Annotated in this window: 27 protein-coding genes; 13 read left to right on the forward strand and 14 right to left on the reverse strand. The window is 67.5% G+C overall.

Annotated features, from left to right (window positions below; genetic code table 11):
- Positions 1 to 67 precede the first annotated feature (67 nt).
- On the forward strand, positions 68 to 943 hold the full coding sequence (locus HWX00_RS07595) for a LysR family transcriptional regulator (RefSeq protein WP_175027049.1): 876 nt from the start codon (positions 68 to 70) through the stop codon (positions 941 to 943).
- Between the two features lie 385 nt (positions 944 to 1328).
- On the opposite strand, the gene HWX00_RS07600 is transcribed toward HWX00_RS07595, so the two are convergent.
- The 4 genes from HWX00_RS07600 to fae all read right to left on the reverse strand — a co-directional run bounded on the left by HWX00_RS07600 (position 1329) and on the right by fae (position 5884).
- Positions 1329 to 2663 (reverse strand): MFS transporter, encoded by a 1335-nt coding sequence (locus HWX00_RS07600; protein WP_226193710.1) that lies wholly within the window; start codon positions 2661 to 2663, stop codon positions 1329 to 1331.
- A 153-nt stretch (positions 2664 to 2816) separates the two neighbouring features.
- Entirely contained in the window at positions 2817 to 4268 is a 1452-nt protein-coding gene (locus tag HWX00_RS07605) for an NAD-dependent succinate-semialdehyde dehydrogenase (RefSeq protein WP_175027051.1), read from the reverse strand.
- Positions 4269 to 4290: 22 nt separating this feature from the next.
- Positions 4291 to 5313, reverse strand: coding sequence for an aldo/keto reductase (locus tag HWX00_RS07610; protein WP_175027052.1), 1023 nt, complete (start codon positions 5311 to 5313; stop codon positions 4291 to 4293).
- Positions 5314 to 5359: 46 nt separating this feature from the next.
- Entirely contained in the window at positions 5360 to 5884 is a 525-nt protein-coding gene (gene fae / locus HWX00_RS07615) for a formaldehyde-activating enzyme (protein ID WP_049033642.1), read from the reverse strand.
- Positions 5885 to 6209: 325 nt separating this feature from the next.
- Between fae and HWX00_RS07620 the strand changes: the two genes are divergently transcribed.
- The 3 genes from HWX00_RS07620 to HWX00_RS07630 all read left to right on the forward strand — a co-directional run bounded on the left by HWX00_RS07620 (position 6210) and on the right by HWX00_RS07630 (position 8350).
- A complete protein-coding gene (locus HWX00_RS07620) occupies positions 6210 to 7127 on the forward strand; it encodes a LysR family transcriptional regulator (RefSeq protein WP_124670157.1) in 918 nt (305 codons plus the stop codon).
- 165 nt (positions 7128 to 7292) lie between these two features.
- Positions 7293 to 7643, forward strand: coding sequence for a hypothetical protein (locus tag HWX00_RS07625; protein ID WP_034188528.1), 351 nt, complete (start codon positions 7293 to 7295; stop codon positions 7641 to 7643).
- A 146-nt stretch (positions 7644 to 7789) separates the two neighbouring features.
- Complete coding sequence (locus HWX00_RS07630; protein WP_175027053.1) at positions 7790 to 8350, forward strand: hypothetical protein; 561 nt, start codon at positions 7790 to 7792, stop codon at positions 8348 to 8350.
- Here the strand turns inward: HWX00_RS07630 and HWX00_RS07635 are convergent, their stop codons facing one another.
- Positions 8351 to 9226, reverse strand: a complete 876-nt coding sequence (locus tag HWX00_RS07635; RefSeq protein WP_027782171.1) for a LysR family transcriptional regulator — start codon at positions 9224 to 9226, stop codon at positions 8351 to 8353.
- A 161-nt stretch (positions 9227 to 9387) separates the two neighbouring features.
- Between HWX00_RS07635 and HWX00_RS07640 the strand changes: the two genes are divergently transcribed.
- Both HWX00_RS07640 and HWX00_RS07645 read left to right on the forward strand, forming a co-directional pair.
- Positions 9388 to 10707 (forward strand): DUF3422 family protein, encoded by a 1320-nt coding sequence (locus HWX00_RS07640; protein WP_175027054.1) that lies wholly within the window; start codon positions 9388 to 9390, stop codon positions 10705 to 10707.
- 34 nt (positions 10708 to 10741) lie between these two features.
- Positions 10742 to 10945, forward strand: coding sequence for a hypothetical protein (locus HWX00_RS07645; protein WP_034188525.1), 204 nt, complete (start codon positions 10742 to 10744; stop codon positions 10943 to 10945).
- A gap of 37 nt (positions 10946 to 10982) precedes the next feature.
- On the opposite strand, the gene cynR is transcribed toward HWX00_RS07645, so the two are convergent.
- Positions 10983 to 11915, reverse strand: coding sequence for a transcriptional regulator CynR (gene cynR / locus HWX00_RS07650; RefSeq protein WP_034188524.1), 933 nt, complete (start codon positions 11913 to 11915; stop codon positions 10983 to 10985).
- Positions 11916 to 12028: 113 nt separating this feature from the next.
- Between cynR and HWX00_RS07655 the strand changes: the two genes are divergently transcribed.
- The 3 genes from HWX00_RS07655 (at position 12029) to HWX00_RS07665 (ending at position 13837) form a co-directional block, all read left to right on the forward strand.
- Positions 12029 to 12688, forward strand: coding sequence for a carbonic anhydrase (locus tag HWX00_RS07655; RefSeq protein ID WP_175027055.1), 660 nt, complete (start codon positions 12029 to 12031; stop codon positions 12686 to 12688).
- Between the two features lie 36 nt (positions 12689 to 12724).
- Positions 12725 to 13195: a cyanase gene (gene cynS, locus HWX00_RS07660; protein ID WP_124608152.1), complete on the forward strand. Its 471-nt coding sequence runs from the start codon at positions 12725 to 12727 to the stop codon at positions 13193 to 13195.
- Between the two features lie 207 nt (positions 13196 to 13402).
- Positions 13403 to 13837 (forward strand): GNAT family N-acetyltransferase, encoded by a 435-nt coding sequence (locus HWX00_RS07665; RefSeq protein ID WP_034188521.1) that lies wholly within the window; start codon positions 13403 to 13405, stop codon positions 13835 to 13837.
- A gap of 87 nt (positions 13838 to 13924) precedes the next feature.
- Here the strand turns inward: HWX00_RS07665 and HWX00_RS07670 are convergent, their stop codons facing one another.
- Positions 13925 to 14821, reverse strand: a complete 897-nt coding sequence (locus HWX00_RS07670) for a LysR family transcriptional regulator (protein WP_034188520.1) — start codon at positions 14819 to 14821, stop codon at positions 13925 to 13927.
- Positions 14822 to 14950: 129 nt separating this feature from the next.
- Between HWX00_RS07670 and tam the strand changes: the two genes are divergently transcribed.
- Entirely contained in the window at positions 14951 to 15736 is a 786-nt protein-coding gene (gene tam, locus HWX00_RS07675) for a trans-aconitate 2-methyltransferase (RefSeq protein ID WP_175027056.1), read from the forward strand.
- Between the two features lie 30 nt (positions 15737 to 15766).
- On the opposite strand, the gene HWX00_RS07680 is transcribed toward tam, so the two are convergent.
- The 5 genes from HWX00_RS07680 to HWX00_RS07700 form a co-directional block, all read right to left on the reverse strand.
- Positions 15767 to 16357, reverse strand: coding sequence for a GNAT family N-acetyltransferase (locus HWX00_RS07680; RefSeq protein ID WP_124670154.1), 591 nt, complete (start codon positions 16355 to 16357; stop codon positions 15767 to 15769).
- Between the two features lie 510 nt (positions 16358 to 16867).
- Positions 16868 to 19315, reverse strand: coding sequence for a phosphocholine-specific phospholipase C (locus tag HWX00_RS07685; RefSeq protein ID WP_175027057.1), 2448 nt, complete (start codon positions 19313 to 19315; stop codon positions 16868 to 16870).
- 41 nt (positions 19316 to 19356) lie between these two features.
- The gene (locus HWX00_RS36750) at positions 19357 to 19494 is read right to left on the reverse strand and encodes a hypothetical protein (protein ID WP_226103870.1); all 138 of its coding nucleotides are present in this window, start codon (positions 19492 to 19494) and stop codon (positions 19357 to 19359) included.
- 168 nt (positions 19495 to 19662) lie between these two features.
- Positions 19663 to 20343, reverse strand: coding sequence for an HAD family hydrolase (locus HWX00_RS07695; protein WP_034188515.1), 681 nt, complete (start codon positions 20341 to 20343; stop codon positions 19663 to 19665).
- Between the two features lie 23 nt (positions 20344 to 20366).
- A complete protein-coding gene (locus HWX00_RS07700; protein WP_034188514.1) occupies positions 20367 to 21311 on the reverse strand; it encodes a choline ABC transporter substrate-binding protein in 945 nt (314 codons plus the stop codon).
- Between the two features lie 295 nt (positions 21312 to 21606).
- Between HWX00_RS07700 and HWX00_RS07705 the strand changes: the two genes are divergently transcribed.
- From HWX00_RS07705 to HWX00_RS07715, 3 genes are all read left to right on the forward strand, one after another.
- Complete coding sequence (locus HWX00_RS07705; RefSeq protein ID WP_069704411.1) at positions 21607 to 22287, forward strand: MgtC/SapB family protein; 681 nt, start codon at positions 21607 to 21609, stop codon at positions 22285 to 22287.
- A gap of 44 nt (positions 22288 to 22331) precedes the next feature.
- On the forward strand, positions 22332 to 23099 hold the full coding sequence (locus HWX00_RS07710; RefSeq protein WP_034188512.1) for a DeoR/GlpR family DNA-binding transcription regulator: 768 nt from the start codon (positions 22332 to 22334) through the stop codon (positions 23097 to 23099).
- Between the two features lie 282 nt (positions 23100 to 23381).
- Positions 23382 to 23705, forward strand: a complete 324-nt coding sequence (locus HWX00_RS07715) for a winged helix-turn-helix domain-containing protein (RefSeq protein ID WP_034188511.1) — start codon at positions 23382 to 23384, stop codon at positions 23703 to 23705.
- A gap of 24 nt (positions 23706 to 23729) precedes the next feature.
- Here the strand turns inward: HWX00_RS07715 and HWX00_RS07720 are convergent, their stop codons facing one another.
- Entirely contained in the window at positions 23730 to 25076 is a 1347-nt protein-coding gene (locus HWX00_RS07720; RefSeq protein ID WP_175027058.1) for a DUF2325 domain-containing protein, read from the reverse strand.
- Between the two features lie 117 nt (positions 25077 to 25193).
- A complete protein-coding gene (locus HWX00_RS07725) occupies positions 25194 to 25676 on the reverse strand; it encodes a hypothetical protein (RefSeq protein WP_175027059.1) in 483 nt (160 codons plus the stop codon).
- Positions 25677 to 25770: the final 94 nt, after the last annotated feature.

Consider the following 25770-nt stretch of genomic DNA (forward strand, 5'->3'; position numbering starts at 1 on the left):
ATGACGGCCGCCGATACGGCGAACGATACAAACGATACAAACGATACGAACGAAGGGGACACACATCATGCGACGCCTGCCATCGTTGATCGCGCTGCGATTTTTCGAGGAGACCGCGCGTCACCTGAGCTTCAATCGCGCGGCGGTTTCGCTGTGCGTGACGCAAGGCGCGGTGAGCCGGCAGATCCGGCTGCTCGAGGAAGCGCTCGGCGCGCGGCTGTTCGAGCGCGATCACAAGGGCGTGCGCCTGACCGACGCGGGCCGGCGGTTGCTGCCGTTCGTCGGGCAGGCGTTCGACACGATCGAGCGGGGCGTCGGTGAAGTCGCCGCCGCGCGGCCGGGCGCGAAGCGGCGCCTGACGGTGTCGCTGCCGCCGACGTTTGCAACGCAGTGGTTTTCGCCGCGCCTCGGCGCGCTCGCGGAAGCATTGCCTGACGTCGAGCTGTCGATCCGCACCGAGCCGGCCGACGATTGCCATTGCCACATCCGCTTCGGGCGCACGGCGCGCGCCGGAATGCAATCCGAACTGCTGATGATGGAGCGGCATGCGCTCGTCGGCGCCCCGCGTTATCGCGGCGACGCGCTCGACGTGCTGCTCGGCCGGCTGCCGTCGCTGCATGTGCTGCACGAGGGCAAGCGTCTCGCGCTATGGGCCGACTGGTGCGAGCAGGCGGGCATGCCGGTCACGCGGATCGGCGACGGTATCGAGTTTTCCACGCTCGAACAGGCGATTCGCGCGGCGCGCAAGGGCGCGGGGCTCGCGGTGGTCGACCTGAACATGATCGAGGAGGAGATCGGCGAGGGCAGCCTCGTTCAGTTGTCGCCGGTGCAACCGATCGGGCCGTTCGGATACTGGCTCGATGTCGAGCCGGAGAGCGTCGCGCTCGAGCATGTGGTTGCGTTTGCCGCGTGGTTGCGACAGCAGGCGGGGAAGCGGGGGTAGGCGTGACGATGTCGGTACCGAGGCGCGGCTGATCCGTTCGTGGAGGCCGGTCGGCTCGGTCCGTCCCCGCCTTGCCGTGCAGGGGTTTCGGTATCTGTGAACGATCGTTACCGGGAACGGGGCGGCGGCGCGATCGTTACCCGTTCGCGCCGCGCGGTTTCGTTTCGTCGCGGCGGTTACGAATCCGGGGGCAGCCCGAAGTGCGCCAGCGTTTGTCGGCGCGCCAGGGCTTCTGCCTGGGCATCCGTGAAGATCGGCAACTGGCACTTCGCGGGATCGATGCGCGCCACGTTGAAGACGTCGCGTCGACGCGGGGCGACACGCGATCGTGCGCAGCCCGGCGGACGGACCGTCGGGCCGAGTCGCGGCCGTGCGTTTTCCGCCGTCAGTGCCCCGACGCCTCCTCCAGCGTCAGATGCTTCGTCTCGGGTGCCCAAGCGATCGACACGATCATCCCGACGAGCAGCACGCCCGCCAGCGCGAACATCGTCGCGTGAAACCCGAGCGTCGCGATGCCGACCGGCAGCAGGAACGTGCCGATCGCCGAGCCGAGCCGGCTGCACGCGATCGCGAGGCCGACGCCGCTTGCGCGCACTTCGGTCGGGAAGCACTCGGGCGGGAACACGCCGACGAGGTTGCTGAACGCCGACATCGTCAGCGTGAACACCGCGAACGCGACCATCATCGCCAGCGCCGCCGACGACGGCAGCATCGCGAGCGCGGCGAGCGACGCGCACGTCACCGCGAACGAGCCGATCAGGAAGCCGCGCCGCGATAGCCGGATCGTCAGCCAGATGCCGATCAGCGCGCCCAGCACGAGGAAGCCGTTCAGCAGCAGGTCCGCGCCGAAGCCCTCGGCGAGGCCGATCGTCGTCAGGATCGTCGGCAGGAACGTGTAGATCGCGAAGTACGGAATCACGAGGCACACGAAGAACGCGCAGTTGAAGACGGTCCGGCGGATCAGGTCGCGCTGGAACAGTCGCGCAAAACCCGTATTCGCATGCGGTTCGGCCGAGCCGTCGAGCATCACGTGCGGCCCGAAGTGCTTCGCGACGATCGCACGCGCTTCCCGCTCGCGGCCCTTGCCGAGCAGCCAGCGCGGCGATTCGGGTGTGCCGATGCGCAGCACCAGCACGATCAGCGCGGGCAAGGCGGCCGACGCGAGCAGCCAGCGCCATGCGTCCGGCGTGACGTCGCTGTAGGCGAGGCCAAGCACGTTCGCGGCCACATAACCGATCGTCCAGATCACGCTGAACGAACCGAGCAGCGCACCCCGATGCTTGCGCGGCGAGAATTCGGCGAGGATCGCGTGGCCGACCGTGAAGTCGCCGCCCATCCCGAAGCCGATCAGCACGCGCAACGCGCACAGTTCGAGCGGCGAGCTGACGAAGCACTGCGCGAACGCGGCCGCCGTGATGATCACGAAGCTCGTCAGGAAGATCTTCTGCCGGCCCATGCGGTCGGACAGCCAGCCGAACACGAGGCTGCCGAAGAAGATGCCGATCAGCGCCGAACAGCCGATCATTCCCATCCAGAACGCGTCGATCGGCATCTGCCTGCCGAGCGCGGCGAGTGCGTAGCCGATCGTGCCGAGTGTGTAGCCCTCGGTAAAATGCGCGCCGAACGTCAGGCCGGCGATCTTCACGTGGAAACGGTTGAGCGGTACGTCGTCGAGCGCGACGGTGCGGCGCGGCGCATCGGCGCCGCGTGATGGCGGCAGCGCGCGTGCGGTGCCGGATTGAACGTGGGCTTGGGTCAAGCTGCCTCCGGAATTGTCATGCGTGAGGCGCGCGGGCGCCGGACGCGCCGCGCGAGTCGTGCGAAACGCCGCGCGGCCGGGCGGCGCGCGGCGCGGATCGACCGCCGGGCGCGGTCAGCGGCCGAGGCCGGCCATCAGCGTGTACTTGAGTTCCACGTATTCGTCGAGGCCGTACTTCGAGCCTTCGCGGCCGAGCCCGGATTGCTTGACGCCGCCGAACGGTGCGACTTCGGTCGAGATGATCCCGTCGTTGACGCCGACCATTCCGCTTTCCAGCGCGCCCGATACACGCCATGCGCGGCCGAGGTCGCGCGTGTAGAAATACGCGGAGAGCCCGAACGGCGTGTCGTTGGCCGCGGCGACGGCTTCGTCCTCGGTCGCGAAGCGGAAGCAGCCCGCGACGGGGCCGAAGGTTTCTTCTTCGGCGATCAGCATGTCCGGCGTCATGCCGGTCAGTACGGTCGGCTCGTAGAACGTGCCGCCGAGCGCGTGACGCTTGCCGCCGGCGAGCACATGCGCGCCTTTCGCGGTCGCATCGGCCACGTGCCGCTCGACCTTGCCGAGCGCCGCTTCGTTGATCAGCGGCCCCTGGTCGACTTCACCGGCGAGCGCATTGCCGACGCGCAGCTTGCGCACGGCGTCCGCCAGCTTGCGCGTGAATGCGTCGTACACGCCGTCCTGCACGAGGAAGCGGTTGACGCATACGCAGGTTTGCCCCGTATTGCGGAACTTCGACGCGATCGCGCCGACGACTGCCGCGTCGAGATCGGCATCGTCGAACACGATGAACGGCGCGTTGCCGCCGAGTTCGAGCGACAGCTTCTTCAGCGTGTCGGCCGACTGCTTCGCGAGCAGCTTGCCGACGCCCGTCGAGCCGGTGAACGACAGCTTGCGCACGACGGACGAACTCGTCAGCGTCTCGCCGATGGCGACCGCATCGCCCGACACGACGTTGAACACGCCGGCCGGCACGCCCGCGCGTTCGGCGAGCACCGCGAGCGCGAACGCGGACAGCGGCGTTTCCTCGGACGGCTTCAGCACCATCGTGCAGCCGGCGGCGAGCGCGGGGCCGGCCTTGCGCGTGATCATCGCGAGCGGGAAATTCCAAGGCGTGATCGCCGCGACGACGCCGACGGGTTCGCGCGTGACGACGATCCGCGAATCCGGCTTCGGGCTCGGGATCACGTCGCCGTACATGCGCTTCGCTTCTTCCGCGAACCATTCGAGAAAGCTCGCCGCATAGGCCACTTCGCCGCGTGCTTCCGCGAGCGGCTTGCCCTGTTCGCGCGTCAGCAATTCGGCGAGTGCGTCGCGGTGTTCGAGCATCAGCTCGCCCCAGCGCTTCACGCGGGCTCCGCGTTCCTTCGCGGTCAGTGCGCGCCACGCGGGAAACGCGTGCGAAGCCGCATCGATCGCGCGCTGCGTGTCGTCGGCGCCGCCTTTCGCGACCTTCGCGATCGTCTCGCCGGTCGCCGGGTTCAGCACCGGATAGGTTGCGTCGCTCGCGCCGTGCGGTTCATGCCATTCGCCGCCGATGTAGTGGCCGGTCCTCAGAAATTCGTTCATCGTGTGTCGTTCCCTCAGTGCTTCAGTCTGCCGCGAAACTGCCCTGCGCCGGGCGCGCTTCGCGCGCAATGCGCTTGCCGGCCGTGTAGTCGTTGATCAGGTCGCACGGCGTGTAGTTGCGCTCCAGTTCGTGCAGCTCGTCTTCGGTGAGCTGCGTTTCGAGCGCGCCGAGTGCCGTGTCGAATTGCGCGACGGAATCCGCACCGACCAGCATGCTCGCGACGCCCGGGCGACTCAGCACCCAGGCCTGCGCGATCTGCGCGGGCAGTACGCCGCGCCGCTTCGCGACCTTCGCGACAGACGCGGCGATCGCGAGCGACGACATATCGCCATACATCTGCGCGGTGAAGAAGTCGGTCTGGTTGCGCGTCGATTGCGGCTCGCAGGTGAGCAGGCCGCGCGCGAGCGGGCTGAACACCGACACGCCGACGCCCTGGTCGATGCAGTACGGCACCATCTCGCGCTCTTCCTCGCGATACGCGAGGTTGAGCTGCAGCTGCATGTTGATCGGCTTGTCCCAGCCGTTTCGTTCGCATGCCTGCATGATCTTCGCGAACTGCCACGTGTACATCGTCGATACGCCGATGTAGCGCGCCTTGCCCGCGCGCACGATGTCGTGCAGCGTGCTCATCGTTTCCTCGACGGGCGTGTTCACGTCGAAGAAATGCAGCATGAAGATGTCGACGTAATCCATCCCGAGGCGCTTGAGCGAGCCGTCGATACCGTCGAGCACGTGCTTGCGCGAATGGCCGCCCGCGTTCGGATAGCTGCCCATGTCGTAGCCGACCTTGGTCGTCACGACGAGCTCTTCACGGCGCGCGTTGCGCTTCAGGATGCGGCCGACGACTTCCTCGCCGACCCCCGTCGAGTAAAAGTCCGCGAGATCGACGAAGTTGACGCCGGCGTCGAGCGCGCGGCGCACGATCGGCTCGCTCTGCGCCTCGTCGAAGATCCACGGCTTCCACTCGGGCGTGCCCATGTTCATCGTGCCGAGACACAGGCGGGACACCTTCAGGCCGGACTGGCCGAGGCGGACGTATTCCATGCTTCCTCCTGGAGCGGCCTCGCCGGCCGCATGTTGTCTGGGTCCGTCAGTTCTTTTTCGGCGTGTAGAACGGGTTCGACACGTCGCGCGCGGCGGCGAACACGGCATCGCGATGCGGCAGCCCTTCCATCGCGGCGACGATCGCGTTGCGGCACGCGCGGTAATTGTTCTCGAACACCGCGTCGAGGTCGTCGGCCCGCGGGTTGACCCAGTTCGCCGACACGACGACCCAGTCGTTCTCCGCTTCCGGCGGCAGCGTGCCGTTCTCGAGCGCTTCGGCGACGGCCTTCGCGATGCCCGCCTGCGACGCGCCCCACGTGGCATTGCCGTGGAAGTCGTTGGCGATCTGCGCCTTGTTCACGTACAGCGTGAGCGGCTTGGTCGGCACGCCCGGCTGAGCGATCACGACGAACGGCGCGTGCCCGGCCGACGGCGTCGCGAGCGCGGTCGCGAACGCCTGCCCGGCCGGGCCGTTGCGCGGGCCGACCAGCACGTTGATGTGCGCGAGGTTGACGCCGGGGCCTTCGAAGCCTTCGCCGATGTAGAGCGGCCTGGATTGGGATGCGGTCATTGCGATGTCTCGTCGATGAAGTTGGTGTGAGGCGATTGTGGTGGGCCGCGACGCGGCCGGTGAATCGATGTTTTCTGATCGAGGTATGAGTTTTCGTCGTCTCCGGGAATGCCCTGGGCCCGGTGCGCAAACGCCCGCCGGGCGGCCCGCGGCCGCCATCGTGACGGCAGGCGCGATGGGGTTGGCGGGTGGGCGTTCGCGTACCGGCTCCGGGTTTGTCATACCCGGGCGGGGGTTGGAGGGCCGGACGCGTCTGGACAACAATCGGCGTACTCCAAGCCCTATCTTTCGTCGTCCCTTCCATTTTCGAAAGCGAGTAATTTCGATGGCTGCCATTCAGAAGCCCGATTGGTCGAAGCTCAGTTCCCTCGATCCGGAGCTGATCCGCGCATTCGTCGCGGTCGTCGAAAGCGGCGGCTTCACCGCGGCGGCGCGGCAACTGCATCGCACGCAGTCGACGATCAGCCTGCGTATCCGCACGCTCGAGGAGCGGCTCGACACGCATCTGTTCATGCGCAACAGCCGGCGACTCGAACTGTCGCGCGACGGCGAGAACTTCCTGATCCACGCACGGCGGATCATCCAGGTGCAGAACGATGCGATCCTCGCGCTGAAGCAGGCGAGCAGCGACCGAGGCATCGTGCGCTTCGGACTGCCGGAGGACTACGCGGAGCTGTGGCTGCCCGACCTGCTGAAGTCGTTCTATGCGATGCGGCCGGGGGCGCGCCTGCACGTGCATTGCCGCACGTCGCTCGAGTTGCTCGACCGGCTGCAGGCCGGAGAACTCGACGTCGCGCTCGTCGTGCGGCATGGGCCGAATGCGGGCGGGCGGCTGCTCGGCCGTCACGACGTCGTGTGGGCCGCGCATCGGGATTTTGCACTCGGCCCGCGGGCGTCGGTGCCGCTCGCGCTGTTTCCCGAGACGTGCTGTTACCGGCAGCGCGGGCTGCAGGCGCTGGCGAGCGCCGAGCGGCCGTGTCATGTCGTCTATACGAGCCAGAGCCCGACCGGCATCAAGATCGCGGTGAACCATGGCGCGGCCGTGACGATGATCGATCGCTGCACGCTGCCCGAGAACTGGCGCGTGCTTGGCGAGGCGGACGGATTCCCGCCGCTGCCGGCGGCCGATCTCGAACTGCATCGCTCGCCCGGCATCTGCGATCCGCTGACCGACGATCTCGTGTCGCTGATCGAATCGATGGTCGACGAACGACGGCGCGCGTCGCTCGAGGCGTTTGCATAGCGCAGCGGTCGCGCGGCAGGGGAGGCGTGGGGTCGAATCGGTACGGCGCGCTGCGCTCTGCATGCCGTTTTTTGCGTCGCCGCGGCATTTTTTTGCACGACGTTTATGCCGTCTCTTCTAAGCTGGGGGACATGTCGAACAGCCGGGACGGCTCCCGTCCGCTCCATGACCTTCATCCATCCCTTTCCCGCCTTCGATGTCGCCGGCCGCCAAATGCGCGCCGGCACCCGCACCCGCGTCATTCCGTTGCCGCCGCCGCGCCCGCGCCTGCAGTTGCCCGTCACGCTGACGGCCGATTCCGGCGAGCACGCGCGCGAGCGGCTCGCGGCGCTGCTGCATTCGCCGCTCGGCGTGTATGTCGTCCGCGCCCGCGCGGTGCGCGACGTGATCCACGTTCATTTCGAGATCGCGCCGGAAGACCTGGACTTCACGCTGCACATGCTGATCGCGCAGCAGGCCGATGCGGTGATCGGGCCCGTCGCGCGCCGGTTGCATGTCGGGCCGCGGGCCCGATGACGCGGGGAACGGTTGTTGCTCGTACACAGACGGTTCGTTTGCTCCGCCGCCGGATCGCCGGTCGCCATGGCTGTCCATCGGCCGGCGGCGCCGGAGGTTCGCGCGCCGCGTCGTGCGCGGCGCTACCCCCTGAATACGGAGTGACCATGTACATCCCGGAAGAAGTGCGTGTCGCGCGGCCGGCAAGCCGCCGCGCGCGGACGGCATCGCTGCCGTCAGGGCAGCAACTCGCGCGTCAGCTGCTGACGACGGTACGCGTGGCCGAAGTGCTGCTGCATCAAGCGATCGTCCTGCCGCCCCGGCATCAGTGGTCGGTCGACACCGAACGGGTCGACGCGATCGGCGGCCCGCTCGCGGCGTGGGAGACCTGCGTGATCTGGCGGATCGGCAAGGTATTCGGCGCGACGGTCAGCCCGGCCGCGCGCGTCAACGATCCCGCACAGGTGGCGGTCGAGATCCGGCTTTATCTGCCTGAGCAGGCGTATGTGGCCGAGCGGCGCGTGAGCATCTTCGGGCGCCGCCACGGCCACCGGTTCGGTGCGACGCTGTCGGTCGCATCGGGCGCGCAGTGGGGCGGGCGGCGCTCCGAGCACGTGGCGCCGGAACACCGGTACGTGTGCGGCGACACGCTCGAAGCGCTCGTCGATGCGGTCGCCGCGCATGTCAACGCGGCGCTGGGCGCGGCAGGGTTCGGCGCGACGCGCTGATCACGCGTCGCCGGTCTGCCCGGTCTGGCGCTGCAGGTCTTCCATCAGTTGTTCCGCGAGAAAGTCGCACGGCGGCCGCTTCGATTTCGTGCTGCGCGCGAGGATCAGTTCGAGCGGCGGCAGGTCCGGCAAGCCGTGCGAGCGGCCGAGCATCGACAGTTGCGCGGGAATCGCGCAGCGCGCGAGCGGCGCGACCGCGAGGCCGGCCTCGACCATGCTGAGCAGCCCGAGCAGGCTCGGGCTTTCATACGACGTGCGGTACGGCACCTTCGCGCGTTCGAGGCTGCGGATCGCGTTCTCGCGCGCGACGCTGCCCGGCATGAACACCGCGATCGGCAACGGCCGTTCTTCCCATACGCGCGGCCCGTTCGTCATCGCGGCCCACGCCATCGGCTCGTGGCGGATGAAGTCGCCGGTCAGCCCCTTGATGCGCGTGCCGCACACGAGATCCACGGTGCCTTCCTTGATCAGCGGCGCGAGCGCACTGCTCGGCAACCCCATCACCTGGATCTCGACCTTCGGATAGGTCGCCGAAAATTTCTTCAGGACCGACGGCAGCAGCGACGACGCGTAGTCGTCCGGCACGCCGATCACGACCTTGCCGGTCACTTCCGGCCGCACCACGGCCGCCCACGCCTCGTCGCGCAGCGCCAGCATTCGTCTGGCGAATCCCAGCAGCACCTCGCCCTCGCGCGTCAGCACGATGCTGCGCGGCTTGCGCACGAACAGCGGCCGGCCGATCGCGTCCTCCAGGCTCTTGATCTGCATGCTCACGGCAGACTGCGAGCGGTTCACGGCCTCGGCCGCGCGGGTCATGTTGCCGGTCTCCGCGACGGCGACGACGGTGGCCAGCACGTCGTGATCGAGCATCTTCATCGGTATCAGGAAAACTGAACGTAACGATCAACATTATGCGTTTTTATTGTTGATGTGTGTCTGCCATAGTGCGATCACGCTGGCGTCCTGCCCACGGGTGGCGCGGCATTCAGGCCGGTCGACCCGGTGTGCAGCACTGAACGAGGAAGCGTGGGGTATCGATGATCGACCATCCGTTGCGCGCCGCGCTGGCCGCCGAATTGCATGCCAGGCCGTTTCTGCGGCTCGCCGAAGCCGTGTCGCTCACGCACTACGCGATCTACGCGGACGGCCAGCCCGATATCCACGAAACGCTGCTGCACGCGCTGTGCCGCGACACCGGCATTGCCGCGCCGCACGAAGGCGCGACGCACCACGCGGTGCAGTCGCCGTGCGGCTGGCACCTGAAGTGGGAGCGTCACACCGAATTCTCGACTTTCACGTTCGTCGCGCCGCGTCGCGACACCGGCTACTTTGACGATCTCGCGATCGAAGGCATTCCGGCCGCGTGGTTCGCGCGGCTGGCCGGCATCCGTTTCGTCGCGGTGAGGATGGAACTGCTGTCGGGCGACGCCGCGCGACGCGTGTGCGGCGACCTGCGGCGCTGGATCGACGGGCCCGCGCTCGTCGGCAGCAACGTGCTCGGCGGCGGCAAGGTGTTCTGCGACTGGCACGTGCGCGACGACGGTTTCATGCGTTTTCTCGTCATCGACGAGGATTTCCGCGAGGAGCAGGGCGGCCGCCTGCTGCAGCGCCTGTATGAAATCGAAACGTACCGGATGATGGCCTTGCTCGCGTTGCCTGTCGCGCGCCGGATGAGCCGCGAGCTCGACGAGATCCACGCGGCGCTGCATGCGTTGATGCAGCGGATGGACGCGAGCGGCGCCGACGGCGACGACACGGCGCTGCTCGTCAAGCTCACGCATCTCGCGGTGCGGGTCGAGTCGCTGGCGGGGGCCGGCGCACGCTTCAGTGCGTCGCGCGCGTACGAAAAGCTCGTGCTGGCGCGCATTCAGGAACTGCGCGAAGAGCGGATCGAAGGGATGCCGACGATCGCCGAATTCATGGAGCGGCGCTTCGCGCCGGCGATGGAAACGTGCCGCAGCGTATGGGCGCGCCACGAGCAGATCGCCGCGCGGATCGCCCGCGCGGTCGACCTGCTGCGCACGCGCGTGAACCTCGCGCAGGAAAAGGACGTGACGCGCCTGCTGGCCGGGATGGAGCGCACCGCGCTCAACCAGCTGCATCTGCAGCATGCGGTCGAAGGTCTGTCGGTGGCGGCTATTTCGTACTACGTGCTGTCGCTCGCGACGGCGGCGTTCAAGGCGCTGCACGTGATGAACCTGCCGGTCGATCCGGAGCTGGCGGAAGGCCTGCTGATCGCACCGGTCGTGTTCGCGGTGATCCACATCACGCGGCGCACACGCGCGCAGCTTGCGCGGTCGGAAGCCGCGCATGACGGTGCGCCCGTGCAGGTGACGGCGTTGAAGCGCGTCGGTTAGCCGATCAAGAACACAATCAAGGAAAGGAGTGGAGATGACTTTTTCGCAGAATCAAGCGGGGTTTTACAGCGGTTTCGATGCAGCGTCCGACGAGCCGGCATCGGACGATGCCGGTGTGCCGGAAGCGGCGCGCGTGACGTCGTATCAGGCCGTGCTGCAGGAACCGATGACGTCGCTCGTCGGGAATACGCTCGATCGGCCGGAGGTCGCGGCGGTGGCGATTCTCGGGTACAACTGACGCGATCGTTCGCGCCGATCCGGCGTAGCGCCGGCGTTCATGATCCGGCCGTCCCTGGGCGTGCCGGACGTGGTTCGCCTTCTTTTTTCCCTTTCCCCGCCCCCAGCGCGAGCGCCAGCTCGACGAACGCACGCGCGGCCGCGCTCCGGTACGCGCCCTTGCGCTGCAGCAGCACGGCCGTGCGCCGCAGGACGGCCGGATCGAGCGCGACGGCGACGAGATCGTCATGCCCCGTCGCGATCGTCGCGGGCAGCAGCGTCGCGAGGTTCGTGCGGCGCACGATCTCGATCACCGCACCCAGCGAATTCGCCTCCATCAGCACGCGCGGCTGCACATCGTGCTCGCGGAAATAGCGGTCGATCTGCACGCGTGTCGCGAACTCCGCGGTGAGCAACACGAGCGACGCGTCGTGCAGCGCGCGCTGGCCGGCCTTGCGTTTTCCCGCGAGTGCATGCCGACGGCTCACGACGAGCGCGAGCGTTTCGACCAGCAGTGCCTCTACTGCGATATCCGCCGACTGCACGTCCTCGAATGCGATGCCGACGTCGAGCTCGTCGTCGACGAGCAGCGTCTCGATACGCTCCTGCGACAGCTCGCGCACCGACAGCGTCACGTCCGGATAGCGGCCGTGGAACGCCTCGACGAGCGGCCCGACGAGATAGCTCGTGAAGGTCGGCGTGACCGCGATCCGCAGCGAACCGCGGCTGAGATCCTGCACGTCGTGAATCGCGCGCCGGCCTTCAGCGAGATCGTGCAGCGCCTGCCGTGCGTAGCGGAAATACACGTCGCCGGCATCGGTCAGCCGCGTGACGCGCCCGGTGCGGTCGAACAGTTGCGCGCCGAGCGTCTCCTCGAGCTGGCGGATCTGCTGCGACAGCGCGGGCTGCGACACGTGCAGCGCGGCGGCCGCGCGCGTGAAGCTGCGGTGCTCGGCGACGGCCAGGAAGTAGTTGATATGGCGCAGCAGCATGGCGATTCCTATAAGGCGTACTTATCCGATTGATCATAAATCAGTCTTTTACGTTATTGGAAGCGCGGCGTAACCTGCCCTTCACCGATTCCACCTGCACCGGAGAACACGCGATGAAGGACATCATCGAAGGCTTCCTGAAGTTCCAGCGCGACGCGTATCCGGAACGCGCCGCGCTGTTCCGCGATCTCGCGCGCAGCCAGCACCCGCGTGCGCTGTTCATCTCGTGCTCGGACAGCCGGCTCGTGCCGGAGCTCGTCACGCAGCGCGAACCGGGCGACCTGTTCGTGATCCGCAACGCCGGCAACATCGTGCCGTCGTACGGCCCCGAGCCGGGCGGCGTGTCGGCGTCGGTCGAATATGCGGTCGCCGCGCTGCGCGTGACCGACGTCGTGATCTGCGGTCATTCGGATTGCGGCGCGATGACCGCGATCGCGACCTGTCAGTGCCTGGACCACATGCCGGCCGTCGGCCACTGGCTGCGCTATGCCGATTCGGCGCGCGTCGTGAACGAGGCGCGCCCGCACCGCAGCGAACGCGAGCTGATCGACTCGATGGTGCGCGAGAACGTCGTCGCGCAACTCGCCAACCTGAAGACGCACCCCGCCGTGCGGCTCGCGCTCGAAGAAGGACGTCTCGCGCTGCACGGCTGGGTCTACGACATCGAATCGGGCTGTATCGACGCCTACGACGGCGCGGCCGGCCGGTTCGTGCCCCTCGCGGACCACCCCGGTGTCCGCGCGACTCCCGCGACGCTTGCCGCCGCGGCCTGAATCCGGATTGCTCCCACCCCACCACGAGGAATTGCCATGATCCAGTCCCAGCACAGCCAGACTGCCCGCCACGCGCTTGCGGAAACCGTCGTGCTCGCGAAAGCGCGCAAGAACCTGTCGTTCGCCGAGCTCACCGAAGGCACGGGCCTGAGCGAAGCGTTCGTCACCGCCGCGCTGCTCGGCCAGCATGCGCTGCCGGCCGATGCGGCGCGCGTGGTCGCCGACAAGCTCGGCCTCGACGACGATGCGGTACTGCTGCTGCAGACGATCCCGCTGCGCGGCAGCATCGACGATCGCGTGCCGACCGACCCGACGATCTACCGTTTCTACGAAATGCTGCAGGTGTACGGCACGACGCTGAAGGCGCTCGTCCACGAGAAGTTCGGCGACGGCATCATCAGCGCGATCAACTTCCGGCTCGACGTGAAGAAGGTCGACGATCCCGAAGGCGGTTCGCGTGCGGTGATCACGCTCGACGGCAAGTACCTGCCGACCAAGCCGTTCTGACGTTTGCGCGGCGCGGTGGCAGCGGTGCCGCATGCGCCCGACGTGCGCCGGCCGCCGAGGGTGCAGCGGACGCGCGAGCGGCACCGCACGGCCGCCCGAAAGGCGGCGTTCTCGGTGGCGTGAGCGTGTGGCGGCGCGCTATAGTCATGCGACGCCCGCCGCGGGTACCGCGCACCCGGCGGCTTCATTCACGCACGCGTTCGCCCGATGACTACCCCTGCCGACGTCACCCTGCAACTGACCGATACCGAACAGCCGGCCGCCCGCCATTTCATCAGCCGCAAGCTCGGCGAATTCAACCATGCGATGACGGGGCGCGCCGACTCGGCCGCGCTCGACGTCTACGTGACCGATCCCGCGACCGGCGAGATATTGGGCGGCCTGACGGGCCGCACGTCGCTCGGCCTCTTTTTCATCGACCTGTTCTACCTGCCCGAATCGCTGCGCGGCGGCGGATTCGGCAGCCGGCTGCTGCGCGAGGCCGAAGCGGAGGCGAAGCGGCGCGGCTGCGCGCGTGCGGTGCTGTACACGATCTCGTTCCAGGCACCGGACTTCTACCGGAAGCAGGGCTACGAGACGTTCGGCGAAGTGCCTTGCGAGCCCGAAGGCGCGGCGCGCGTGTTCATGGTCAAGGTGCTTTGAGCGCTGCGTGGCGGTGCGGGCTACTTCCTGACGCCTGCCGACATCGCGGACGACCGGCCGGCACAGGCAACGCCCGCATGGCGCGCGTTACCGCCCCGGCGCGGCCCGCTCGACGATCATGTCGTAGAGCGCACGCGCGGCCGGTGACAGTTGCGCGCTCTTGCGCGTGACGAGCACGAGCGTGCGCGACACCGACGGCTCGACGAGCTCGATCGTGCGGATCATCGGATACGCGTTCTTCTGGATTGCGAGTTTCGGCACGACGGCCGCACCGAGCCCTTCCGCGACGAGCCCGAGCGCCGTCGAACTGCGCTGCACTTCGTAGAACGAATGCAGCGACACGCCGCTCGTCTTCAGCGCGCCTTCGAGCAGCCCGCGATTGCCGCTCACCTCGCCGGCGAAGATCAGCGGATGCGGCTGCAGCGCCGCCCAGCGGATGCGCCGGCGCCTCGCGAGCGGATGATCGTCGCGGCACACGAGCACGTAGGGATCGTGCGTGAGCGGCACGCTGACAAGTTCGGGATGCTGGTCGCCGGCGATGCTGATGCCGAATTCGGCTTCGCGCCGCAGCACGGCCTGCAGCACCGACGCCGACGCATGGTCGAGGATCTTCACGCGATCGTGCGGGCGATGCCCGGAGAACGCGCGCAGGATGCGCGGCAGGTATTGCACGCCGACCGTCGGCACGCACGCGATCGTGACGTCGCCGCGCTGGCTCAGGCCCGTCTCGCGGATTTCGGTCAGCGCGTCGGACAACTCGTTCAGCAGCCGGCGCGCTTGCGGCAGAAAGCGCCGGCCGATCTCGGTCAGCGTGGTGCGGCGCGTCGTGCGCTCGACCAGCGCGACGCCGAGATAGGATTCGAGCTTGCGCAGCCGCTGCGTGATCGCCGTTTGCGTGACGTGCAGCGTGTCGGCCGCCTGCCGGAAGCTGCCGCCGTCGGCGATCGCGACGAAGGCCTGGACACCGAGCGTATCGATCTTCATCAGAATTTTGAATCAATAACGATATTAAATTCATTTTACTGAAGGTCGGATACGGTCGCAGAATGCGCTGGATCGGCGGCTGCCCGGATCCCGGCGCGCATGCCGCCTCCGCCCACAAGGAGAATCATCGTGACGACCCCACTCGATCAATACGCGAACCAGTACGTGCGGTTCGAGGACGAACGCACGCGGCCGGTGCGCGACCTGCTGGCCGCCGTGCCGAAGACGCCGATCCGTACCGCGATCGACATCGGCTGCGGGCCCGGCAATTCGACCGAGGCGCTGATGGCACGCGCGCCGGACGCGACGATCCACGGGATCGACGCATCGGCGGACATGATCGCGGCCGCGCGCAAGCGGCTGCCGGCGTTGCGGTTCGATCTTGCCGATGTCGCCACGTGGGACGATCCGGGCGGCTATGACCTGATCCTGTCGAACGCGGTGCTGCAGTGGGTGCCCGCGCACGACACGCTGTTCCCGATGCTCGTCGGCCGGCTCGCGCCGGGCGGCCATCTCGCGGTGCAGATGCCGGACAACCTCGACGAGCCCGCGCACCGGCTGATGCGCGAGGTCGCCGCGGCCGGGCCGTGGGCCGACAAGCTGAAAGGGGCGGCGCGTACCGAGCGGTTCGATGCGCGCTACTACCATGCGCTGCTGTCGCCGCTGTGTTCGCGCGTGGACGTGTGGCGCACGACCTACTATCACCCGCTGCGCGGCGGTGCGGACGCGGTCGTCGAATGGTTCAAGGGCAGTGCGCTGCGGCCGTTCCTTGCCGCGCTCGACGATGCCGAGCAGCGCGCGTTCCTCGCGCGTTATCGCGACGCGATCGCCGGGCCGGACGGTTATCCGGTACTCGACGACGGCACCGTGCTGCTGCCGTTCCCGCGCCTGTTCATCGTGGCGACTCGGAAGTAATTCGGCCATGACGTGACGGGCGGCGGGGCGTCAGCGCACCGGCCGCACCGATGCGGGATCGACCGTGCGGCTCCGAGCGGTCTGCCCGTCGCGCAGGTCCTTGTACCAGAACAGCGCGACTTCCCCGGCGTTCTCGCCGCCTGCATACAGGAAGCGGTCGTGGCCGCCGAGCGTAAAGCCCGCGCGCGCATAAGTGGAGCAGGCCGCGACGTTGTTCGCCTGCGTTTCCAGCCGCATGAAGCCGAACCCGTGATGGCGCGCCCAGGCTTCCGCGGCCGCCAGCAGGAATTGCCCGATACCGAGGCGCCGATGCTCGCGGTCGACGGCCAGCTCGGCGATTTCGGCCATGCCGTTCCAGCGCTCGGCGACCGCGACGAACCCGGCGAACCGCCCGCCGGCGGTCGCGCGAAAGAGCGCTGTCTTGCCCGACGCTTCATCGGCCCAGCCGGCCGGATCGAACCCGTAGTTTTTGCGGCGCGCGGGCAACGCGCGCAGGTCGAGCAAATCCTGATACGGCGCATTCAGCTCCCATGCGATGTCGAACGAGAAGTCGCATTGGTCCAGCTCGTCGGCGGCAAGCGAGATCGCCGGTTCGATGCTGATGTGCTCGGCTCGGTCCATATGTCGGTGTCCTGTCTTCGGCGGAGGGTGTGGTCTCGTTGGTGGCGCGATCGCCGGCGCACCGATGTGCATCGAATCGCGCCCGTTCCCGTTCTTCGTTTTCTGCATCTGCACCATTCGCTGCATGCGAAACCGGTACAGACACGGCTGTGTGCCCGCCTGATTATGCTGGATTTCGGCGTCGTCACGGCGTTGCTGCCGGTGCGATGACGACCGCCGCGCGTCGTGTCTCCCATTCGCGACGGCAGTCGATCGTCAGCGGATGAAAGACGACAGGAAACCGAATGATTGTTTACCGTTTTGAACAACTCGACATGTTCTGTCAAACAGTTTGACGGTCTTGGCGCCGTCAAGCATCGCGTCGTCCACTGCTCCACGAATGCCGGAAGAGAGGCTGACCTGCATCGCCGGCGCAACGCGGATCGGCCTGCGTCACCGGTTTTTGCCGCGGCGCGCGTCATGCACGCGCGCCGGCCGGAACGTTGAAGCGACGACGAAACGGCCGCGACCTCAGATGCTGATCGCGATGGGGCCTGCCAGCGGCGTATAGCCGTCGTCGAACAGCAGCCACGCATCGTACTGGCCCGATGCAAGCGTGCTGTTCGCGGTCGACGAGAACAGCAGCGAGCCGATGCTCTTGGGCAGGTACGCCCACGACTTGTAGCCGCCCCGGGTCGGTTGCGCGCCGCGCGGATAGATGCCGACCCAGTTCTTCGGGCTGTGGCGCCACGGCGGCACGACGTAGTCGAACCGCAGCGTGGCGTACGACGACCCCTGCGACGCCAGCGCCGCGACGAATTTCCCGTTCGTATTGCCGATCGCCGAATCCGTCAGCAACGTGCCGGATTGCGTCTGCACGCAGCCGGCGATACGGCGCAGGAAGTTCGGATCGTTCGCGTCGCGGATGCTCGCGTCGTACCAGCCGGCGTCGCCGTACCACGTGACGGCCTGCGTCGCACCGGCCGGTACGCTGACCGACTGCGCGCGGTTCATCCCGTACGCATTGTCGACGAGCTGGAACGTCGTCGTGCTCGAACCGGCCGAATTGTCGAGCGTGATCTGCACGTTGCCGTTCTGCACGTCGTAGCAGAGCGACACTTCGCCGGTCGATCCCGCGTTCCCCGCTGCGCCGATGGTGCCGCGGAACGTCTGCAGGAACCCGTTCGGGCCGTAGATCGAATAGTCGTAGCCGCCCGCCGAATTCAGCGCGAGCGAATCCGTGAGGCACGCGCCGGTGCCGGCGTCGATCGTGTACTGCCGCGGCGTCGTGCTCGTGCCGTCGACCCATGCCTGCAGGTGCACGCCGGCCGCACCCGTGTTGGTCATCGTCAGCGCGAGCGTCTTGCCGGAGCGGTTGACGCGGCCCTGGACGAAGAACTCGTACGGCAGCCGGCACGCGGTGTTGCGGCCGGCCGTTTGCGCCGGAACCGCCGTGGTGGTGGCCGGCGGAATCAGCACCGTCGAGCCGTTCGGGTCCATGTTGCTGGCCGCCGCCGGAATCGCCGGAATCGTCTGGTCGGGATTCGCGAAGTCGAACGCCGACGTGAGATCGCCGCACACCGTGCGGCGCCACGGCGTGATGTTGGTCTCCTGCAGCCCGAAGCGCGCTTCCAGAAAACGGATCACCGACGTGTGATCGAAGACCTGCGAGTTGACCTTGCCGCCTTTCGACCACGGCGAGATCACGAACATCGGCACGCGCGGGCCCAGCCCGATCGGGACATCGCCGCTCGCGGCGCCGTCCGATGCGGCGCCGCTGCCGGCGACGAATTCCGCGGCCGTCGAGACCGTCGACCGGCCGGTGCCGGCGGCGGCGCTCGACGGGACGGCCGGCGGCACGTGGTCGAACAGGCCGTCGTTCTCGTCGTACATCACGAGCAGCACGGTGCTGGCCCACACCGCCGGATTCGACGTCAGCGCGTTGAGCACGTTGCTGACATACCATTCGCCGCCGCTCGCGGCCCACGACGGGTGTTCGCAATACGCATAGGGCGCGGCGATCCACGATACCTGCGGCAGCGTGCCGTTCGCGACGTCGGCCCGCAGTTGACTGAACAGACGGGTGTCGTACTCCGTGCCGCCGCCGGTCGGGTCGATCTGCGTGCCGTCGAGCGCCGGCGCGAGCGGATCATTCGCGCCGAGGTTCTGGTACTGCTTGAAGTTCAGGATGACGTTGTCGCCGTAGTTGCCGTTCCACCAGAGATCCTTGCTCGACCCGTTGTATTCGCCGTAGCCGTGGCCGGCATCGAGGCCGTTGCCCTTGTCCTGGTAGAACTTCCACGTGACGCCGGCCGTGTTCAGGCGTTCCGGCATCGTGGTCCAGCCGGTGCCGGTCATCGTGTTCGTCGTGTACGGCGAATAACCGGCGACGTTGCCGCAGCAGCCGGTCCACAGATACAGGCGGTTCGGGTCGGTCGGGCCGAGCATCGAGCAGTGGTACGCGTCGCACACGGTGAACGCGCTGGCCAGCGCGTAGTAGAACGGGATGTCGTTCTGCGTGAAGTAGTACATCGTGCCGCTGGTCTTCGCGGCGACCCAGTTGTCGTAGCGGCCGTTGTTCCATGCGCTGTGCGTGCCGCTCCAGCTGTGATCGAGGTCGCCGTAGTACGTGTCGCCGTTCGCGACGCCGGAAACGGGCGGCGACGGGTTGAACGGGAACACGTAGGACAGCGTCGATGGCTGGCGCCAGACCGGGTAGCCGCTGGAAATCACGACGGGCCGCGGATCGCCGAAGCCGCGCGCGCCGCGCAGCGTGCCGAGATAGTGGTCGAACGACCGGTTTTCCTGCATCAGGATGACGACGTGCTTGACGTCCTGGATCGTGCCGGTGACGGTGGCGGCCGGAATCGATTGTGCGCGCAGGATGCTTTCGGGCAGCATGCCCGTCACCGCGGTGGCGCCGGCGAGCTTCAGCGCATCGGCGAGGAACTGACGTCGTGTCGTGGGTTTGTTTTGCATGATCGCTCCTTGTCCTGGATGGCGGGTAGGGCCGGGGCCGGTCAATGGCACGCGCTTGCGCAGTGCAGGACCGGCGCGGACGCCGAACCCGGTGCCGACGCGCGCGCGGCGGCGACAGTGCCCGCCGCGCCCGGGTCGCCGTCGCCGCAGGCGGCCAGCGCGCACAGCAGCGCGATCATGAAAACGCCGCGCCAGTGCGGAATACGGCTTTCCGCGGGGCGAGGCGGGACGACTTGATTTCGATCCGATTCGAATCGGATTCCTGATTGATCGGGATGGTTGCTGCGTGCTCCGTATTTCATTTCCCCTCCAGACATGAAAATGGACAGCAGAGAATATCGCCCGAATCAGAACAACTTCATGACAGGCCAGCCGCGTTTGCCGGCGACCTGAGAAAGCTTCGAGTCGGGATTGGTCGCGACCGGATGCGTGACGTAGTCGAGCAGCGGCACGTCGTTGATCGAATCGCTGTAGAAGTAGGTCCGTTCGAAATCGGACGGCAGGTAGCCGAGCGATTTCAGCCATGCCGCCGTGCGCACGATCTTGCCTTCCCGGAAACTCGGCACGCCGATGCTGCGCCCGGTGAACCGCCCGGCCGGCGTGCCGTCGTCGGTATCGAGCTCGATGCCGAGCAGGTGCTCGATCCCGAACTCGGCCGCGATCGGCCGTGTGACGAAGACGTTGGTCGCCGTCACGATGCAGCAGAGATCGCCGTTCTCGCGATGCCGGTCGACCAGCGCGCGTGCCTCCGGTGTAATCGCCGGCCGGATCACCTCGTCCATGAACTGCGCATGCCACCGTTCGAGCTGCGCGCGCGAGTAGCGCGTGAGCGGCGCGAGCGTCACGGCGAGATACGCATCCATGTCGAGCGTGCCGGCCGCATAGTGGCCGTAGTGCTCGTCGATCAGCGCCGTGTGCGCGTCGTCCTCCTGCCAGCCGACCCGCGTGATGAAGCGGCTCCAGGCCTGGTCGCTGTCGAGCGGCAGCAGCGTGTGATCGAGGTCGAACAGCGCGAGATTCTTGTGCATGGGCCTTTCCCTGTATGGCGTATTTACGCGCCGATGAGCTTCTCGATCGCGTCCCTGGCGTTTTTCCCGTCGATGGTCGTGACGCCGTCGAGCCACTTCGACAGCACGCCCGGGTTCTTCTTCGCCCATTCCTTCGCGACCGCGACCGGATCGGCGTGATTCATGATCGGCACCATCAGCTGGTTTTCCTCGTCGGTCGTGAATTTCAGGTTGGTCAGCAGCCGGCCGACGTTCGGGCAGCGTTCGAGATAGCCGGGCGTGACGAGCGTGTAGACCTTCGCCGAGCCGTAGTTCGGACCGAACACGGTGTCGCCGCCGTCGAGATACGCGATCTTGTAGTTGATGTTCATCGGATGCGGCTCCCACGCCAGGAACACGATCATCCGGTGTTCCTGCACCGCGCGCGTGACCTGGACGAGCATCCCGGCCTCGCTCGATTCGACCAGCTTGAAGCCGCCGAGCCCGAATTCGTTCCTGTCGATCATCCGCTGGACCAGTGCATTGCCGTTGTTGCCGGCGCCGATCCCGTAGATCTTGCCGTCGAGCTGGTCGCGGAATCTGGCGATGTCGGCGAAGCTCCTGAGGCCCTTGTCCGACGCATACTGCGGCACGGCCAGCGTGTAGCGCGCGCCGACCAGGTTGGGTTGCGGCAGCAGGTGCACGGCGCCGGCGTCGACGAACGGCTTCACGGTCGGCGTCATGCTCGGATCCCAGTAGCCGAGGAACGCATCGATCTGCGCTTTCTTCACGCCGGCCAGCACGATCGGCGGCGACGCGATCGTCTTGGTTGCCTCGTAGCCGAGCCCGTCCAGGAGCATCATCGCGACGCCGGTGGTGGCCGCGATGTCGCTCCAGCCCACATCGCCGAGCGTCACCTTCCTGCAGGTATCGCCCTCGGACGCATGAGCGGGCGCCGTTAGAAATGCCGCCAGCAGCGTCGCAGCCAGCATCCATGCTTTCTTGATCATGATGGTCTCCTAAGCAAGTGTTTCGGATCGTGTTACCTGATTGGTCTGACGATTGATCGTGTGGATCGGATGAAACAAACGAACCTGGGTCTGGCTTTGTCGTTTTGCGTACCGTATATTAGAAAGCACAAAATCGCAAGATTGCACAAAAATACAACCCGGCGAACGCGAAGGCGAACGCGAACGCGAACGCGAAGGCGAACGCGAACGCGGCCGGGCGAAGCCGGGGCGAGCCGCGCAGCGGTCCGTGCGGTCCGTGCGTCATCAAGTGAATCCGTCAGGAAGGAGTGTTCGAATGATCAGTCAGCTGGAAATCGTTTCCCGCCTGTTGCTGGCGGCCCTGCTCGGCAGCATCGTCGGCATCGAGCGCGAGCGTCTGTCATGGGCGGCCGGGTTGCGCACGCATATGCTGGTGGCCGTGGGCGCCGCGCTGGTGATGATCGTGTCGGCGTTCGGCTTCGCGGATATCCAGGAGGCGAAGAACGTGTCGCTCGACCCGTCGCGGGTCGCCGCGCAGGTCGTATCGGGTATCGGTTTTCTCGGCGCGGGGTCGATCATGTTGCGCGGCGAGATCATCCGCGGGCTGACGACCGCGGCGAGCCTGTGGGTCGTCGCGGCGGTCGGACTGGCGGTGGGCGGCGGCATGTACGTGGCCGCGATCGCCGCGACGGCGATCGTGCTGGCGATCCTGGCCGGGCTGAAGCCGATCGAGAAGCGCTTTTTCGCCGCGCGGCAGCGCTGGGGCGTGCGCATCCTCGCGAGCCGAGGCGCCGTGAAACTGACGTCGCTGCAGTCGATGCCCGGCATCGACCAGGCGCGCATCGTCCAGTTCATCATCGAGCAGGACGACGCGACACCCGACGACGACCGCATCCACGTGGTGTTCTCGAAGATGACGAGCCGCGAATTCCAGGTGGTCCGTCAATCGCTGCAGACCCTCGTCGGCGTCAAAAAAATGGAAGAAAGCGCCGGGTAGACGGCCGTTCGAATAAGATTGACAGACTTTTCCGAGGACATTTCATGTGGCAAGAAGAGCGATACCAGAGGATCCGGCTTCTGTTATCGAAGATGCAGCGCGTGTCCACCGACCGAATCATGGCCGACCTGAACGTGTCGCGCGAAACCGTGCGCCGCGATCTCGTCGACCTCGAGGCGCTCGGTGAACTGAAGCGTGTGCACGGCGGCGCGGTGCAGGTCGGCGACGAAGCGCCGATCGCCGAGCGCGCGCAGACGCACGTGAAGGCGAAGCTGGCGATCGCGCGCGCGGCCGCGCGGCTCGTCACGGGCTCGCAGACGCTGTTCATCGACGCCGGCACGACCACCACGCTGCTGGCCGAGGAACTGGCGAAGTTGTCGGGCCTCACGATCGTCACGAACTCGATCGACGTCGCGCTGAAGATGCGCTCGAGCGACCCGGCGCAAGGCAGGAACGAAACGATCCTGCTCGGCGGGATGATCGGCAGCCGCGCGGCCGCGACGGTCGGCGACGGCACGGTCGCCGAGATCTTCCGCTACCGCGCCGATCTCGCACTGCTGTCGCCGGTGGGCGTCGATGCCGTTCGCGGCGCGACGAACTACGACCGGATGGAAACCGAGGTGGCGCGCGCGATGGTGAGCAACGCGGCGGACGTGGCGATCCTGGCCGATTTCAGCAAGCTCGGCACGAACAGCCGGATCAGCTTCTGCGAGCCCGCTCGGATCGGCACGCTGGTGACCGACCAGAAGGCGGAATCGGTCGACAGCTACAAGCGCATCAGGAAGGCCGTCGGGAACGTCGTGCTGGCATAGCGCCCGCGGGCAGGGGCGATCGGCTGCCGTCTACGGCCGATGTGGCGCGCCGTTTGCACCCGGACCGCTGTCGGCCGACGACGGCGCGCCGCCGCCGTTCCCGGGCGCCGACCGGCTGCCCGCGCCGCGCCGCGTGAAGCGGCTCGCCGGCATCGTCGCGCGCCTGCCGGGGGCCGGGCGCGGCGTTTTCCGTGCAGGCCATCGTGTATGCTTGCCCGCATCGATCACTCGGCGGACAACATGAAGACTTCGGCACACCCCAAGCCTGAGGTGCGGTTCAGGATGCGTATCCAGCAGGCCGACACGATCGCGCTCGGCCCGGGCAAGGTCGCGCTGCTCGAGGCGGTGCGCGAGCACGGTTCGATTTCGGCGGCGGCGCGCAGCCTGAAAATGTCGTACCGGCGTGCGTGGCTGCTGATGGACGAACTGAACCGTTCGCTGAAATCGCCCGCGACGGTGTCCGAGCATGGCGGGCAGAGCGGCGGCGGCAGCGTGCTGACGCCGGTCGGCGAGGAGATCATCCGCCTTTATCGCGGGATCGAGGCGCGCGCTTACGCGGCGTGCGCGGACGACATCGCCGCGCTCACGAAAATGGTGCGTCGCTGACGGGGGCGTTGTGCCGGCGCTGGCCTACCCGTGCCGCAGGCAGAAGCGTGACGGGTCGCTCGCGGCGCCATCCGGCGCGATGACGTCGCGTGCCCGTGCATCGAGCCGTCCGATCAATTCGACGAAGCTCGCGACGCTGGCGGTCCGCAACGGGTAGTACGCGATGTGGTGGCGTTCGCAGATACGCTTGAGCAGGTTCATCGAATCGTGATCGATGCAGTCGACCGGGAAGACGACCATCTGCGCGCCCGGCAGCGCGGCGGCCAGCAGGCCCTTGCGATCCTCGACGCCGCCGTCGTGCAGCGTCACTTCGCCGCCCGACGCCTCGACGATCCGCCGGATCGCCCGGTTCGAACCGGGCCGCCCGCCGACGTAGACGACGCGCCTGCCCTGCAGCATCGACAGCGCATTCGCCGCCGGGGCGGCCGGGTCGGCCGCCGACGCCTGCACCGCCTGTTCGATCGCGCTCGCCTCCGCGCGCAGCGTCTTCACCATCGCCGTCAGGTCGTCGAGCCGCGCGCGCATCGCGCGGGCGCTCGCCTGTTCCGCGGCGATCCGCTCCTCGGCGGCCTCGCGGCGGCTCGTGTGCAGCGCAAGCCGTTCGTCGCGCGCGGCCAGCGCCTCGCGCAGTTCGTGCACTTCGTCGCGCAACGCGCTTTCGGCGGCCAGCGGCCGCGCGTGGTGGCGGGCGTGGAGCGCGTCCCGTTCCTGCAGTGCTGCGTCGCGCTGCGTGCTCATCTCGTGCAGGCGTGCCTGCTGCCGTTCGAGCTTCGCATGCAATGCCGCGTTCTCTTCCTCCAGCGCGACCAGCCGCCGGATATCGGCGCGATTGGCCGCGCCGACCAGGTGCGACAGCATGTGCAGGTCGCCGAATGCGGCCTGGCGCACGCCCATCGTCGTGCGCGGATGCGTCATCAGTGCCCAGTACGCGGGCGGAATGTCGCCGCGCTTGAGCGCTTCCTTCCAGCGCGTGAGCAGTTCGTCCGCGTCCTTTGCGTTGTCGAACGCGCGTATCGCGCCCGCATGGCGTTCGTCGAGCGCCTTGTGCAACGCCTTGGCGCCGGCCGTGCCGTCGATCGCGAGCGCGACGGCCGCGTGATGGATGTCGAGGTCGGTCGCACGCTGCCGGTCGAGGTCGGTGAACTTCGGCACGAGCTTGCGCAGTTCGTGCGTGGTCAGGCAGGTGCCGATGATCGAGCAGTGCAGGTTCGCATCGAGTTCGGACAGGCGCGCGCGGCGCTTCAACTCGGCCTGTTGCGCGCGGGACGGCGCGCAGCACGCGTCGATCCGCGCGCCGGTGGCCGCGGACGGAAGGCCGCCGGACGACGGGAGATCCGCCGTGCGGGCCAGGCGAAAGGGCGGAGCGTGCATGTTGACCTCTATCCGGCACGATCGGACCGGAGACGGATGCGCGAAAGATTTGCGAAATATACCACGGAATATAACGGGAACAATTCCGGGGAAACCATCGGGCGATGCGGGGGATGGTCAGCAGGACAGCGCCGGACGGCAGGGTTGCGGTAGCGCGGCCGGCGCCGCGGGCGAAAGGGGGAGCGATGCCGGCGCGTGGCGCGCCATCACGGATTCGACGCACAGCCCGACGAACAGCACGTCGACGCGCTCGAGCGCGGCAACCGCGTCGCGCATCGCGACCGGGTCGTTGCTGAACGAATCGGAAAACACGTCGTCGCGCGTGCGTTCGAGGCCGCGCGCGTGGCCGATCGCGCGTTCGAGGTCGGGCAGGCGCGTGAAGCGGGCGGCGCGTGCGTCGCGTTCGAGCGTCGCCAGCAGTTCACGAAAGCCCATTGCCGACAACGCTTCGTCCGGCATCGCGCCGGTGTGCGCGGCGGAGAGCATCCGGATGAAACGCACGATGCTGCCGCGCAGGCGCCGGAACGCGTCGACGACATCCGTGACCTGCCGCGCCCGGGTGTCGCTCGACAGCGGCTTGAGTGCGCTGATCTTGCGCATAGGTGGCTGGTCGTGTGTGGCGCGTAGTAGAACGCGATCTGTCGGAATGTGAGGCGTGCTGCGTCTCCGGTTATCGATATATTCTATTGGATAT

It is taken from the genome of Burkholderia seminalis DSM 23518 (assembly GCF_902832885.1).
Lineage (GTDB): Bacteria > Pseudomonadota > Gammaproteobacteria > Burkholderiales > Burkholderiaceae > Burkholderia > Burkholderia seminalis.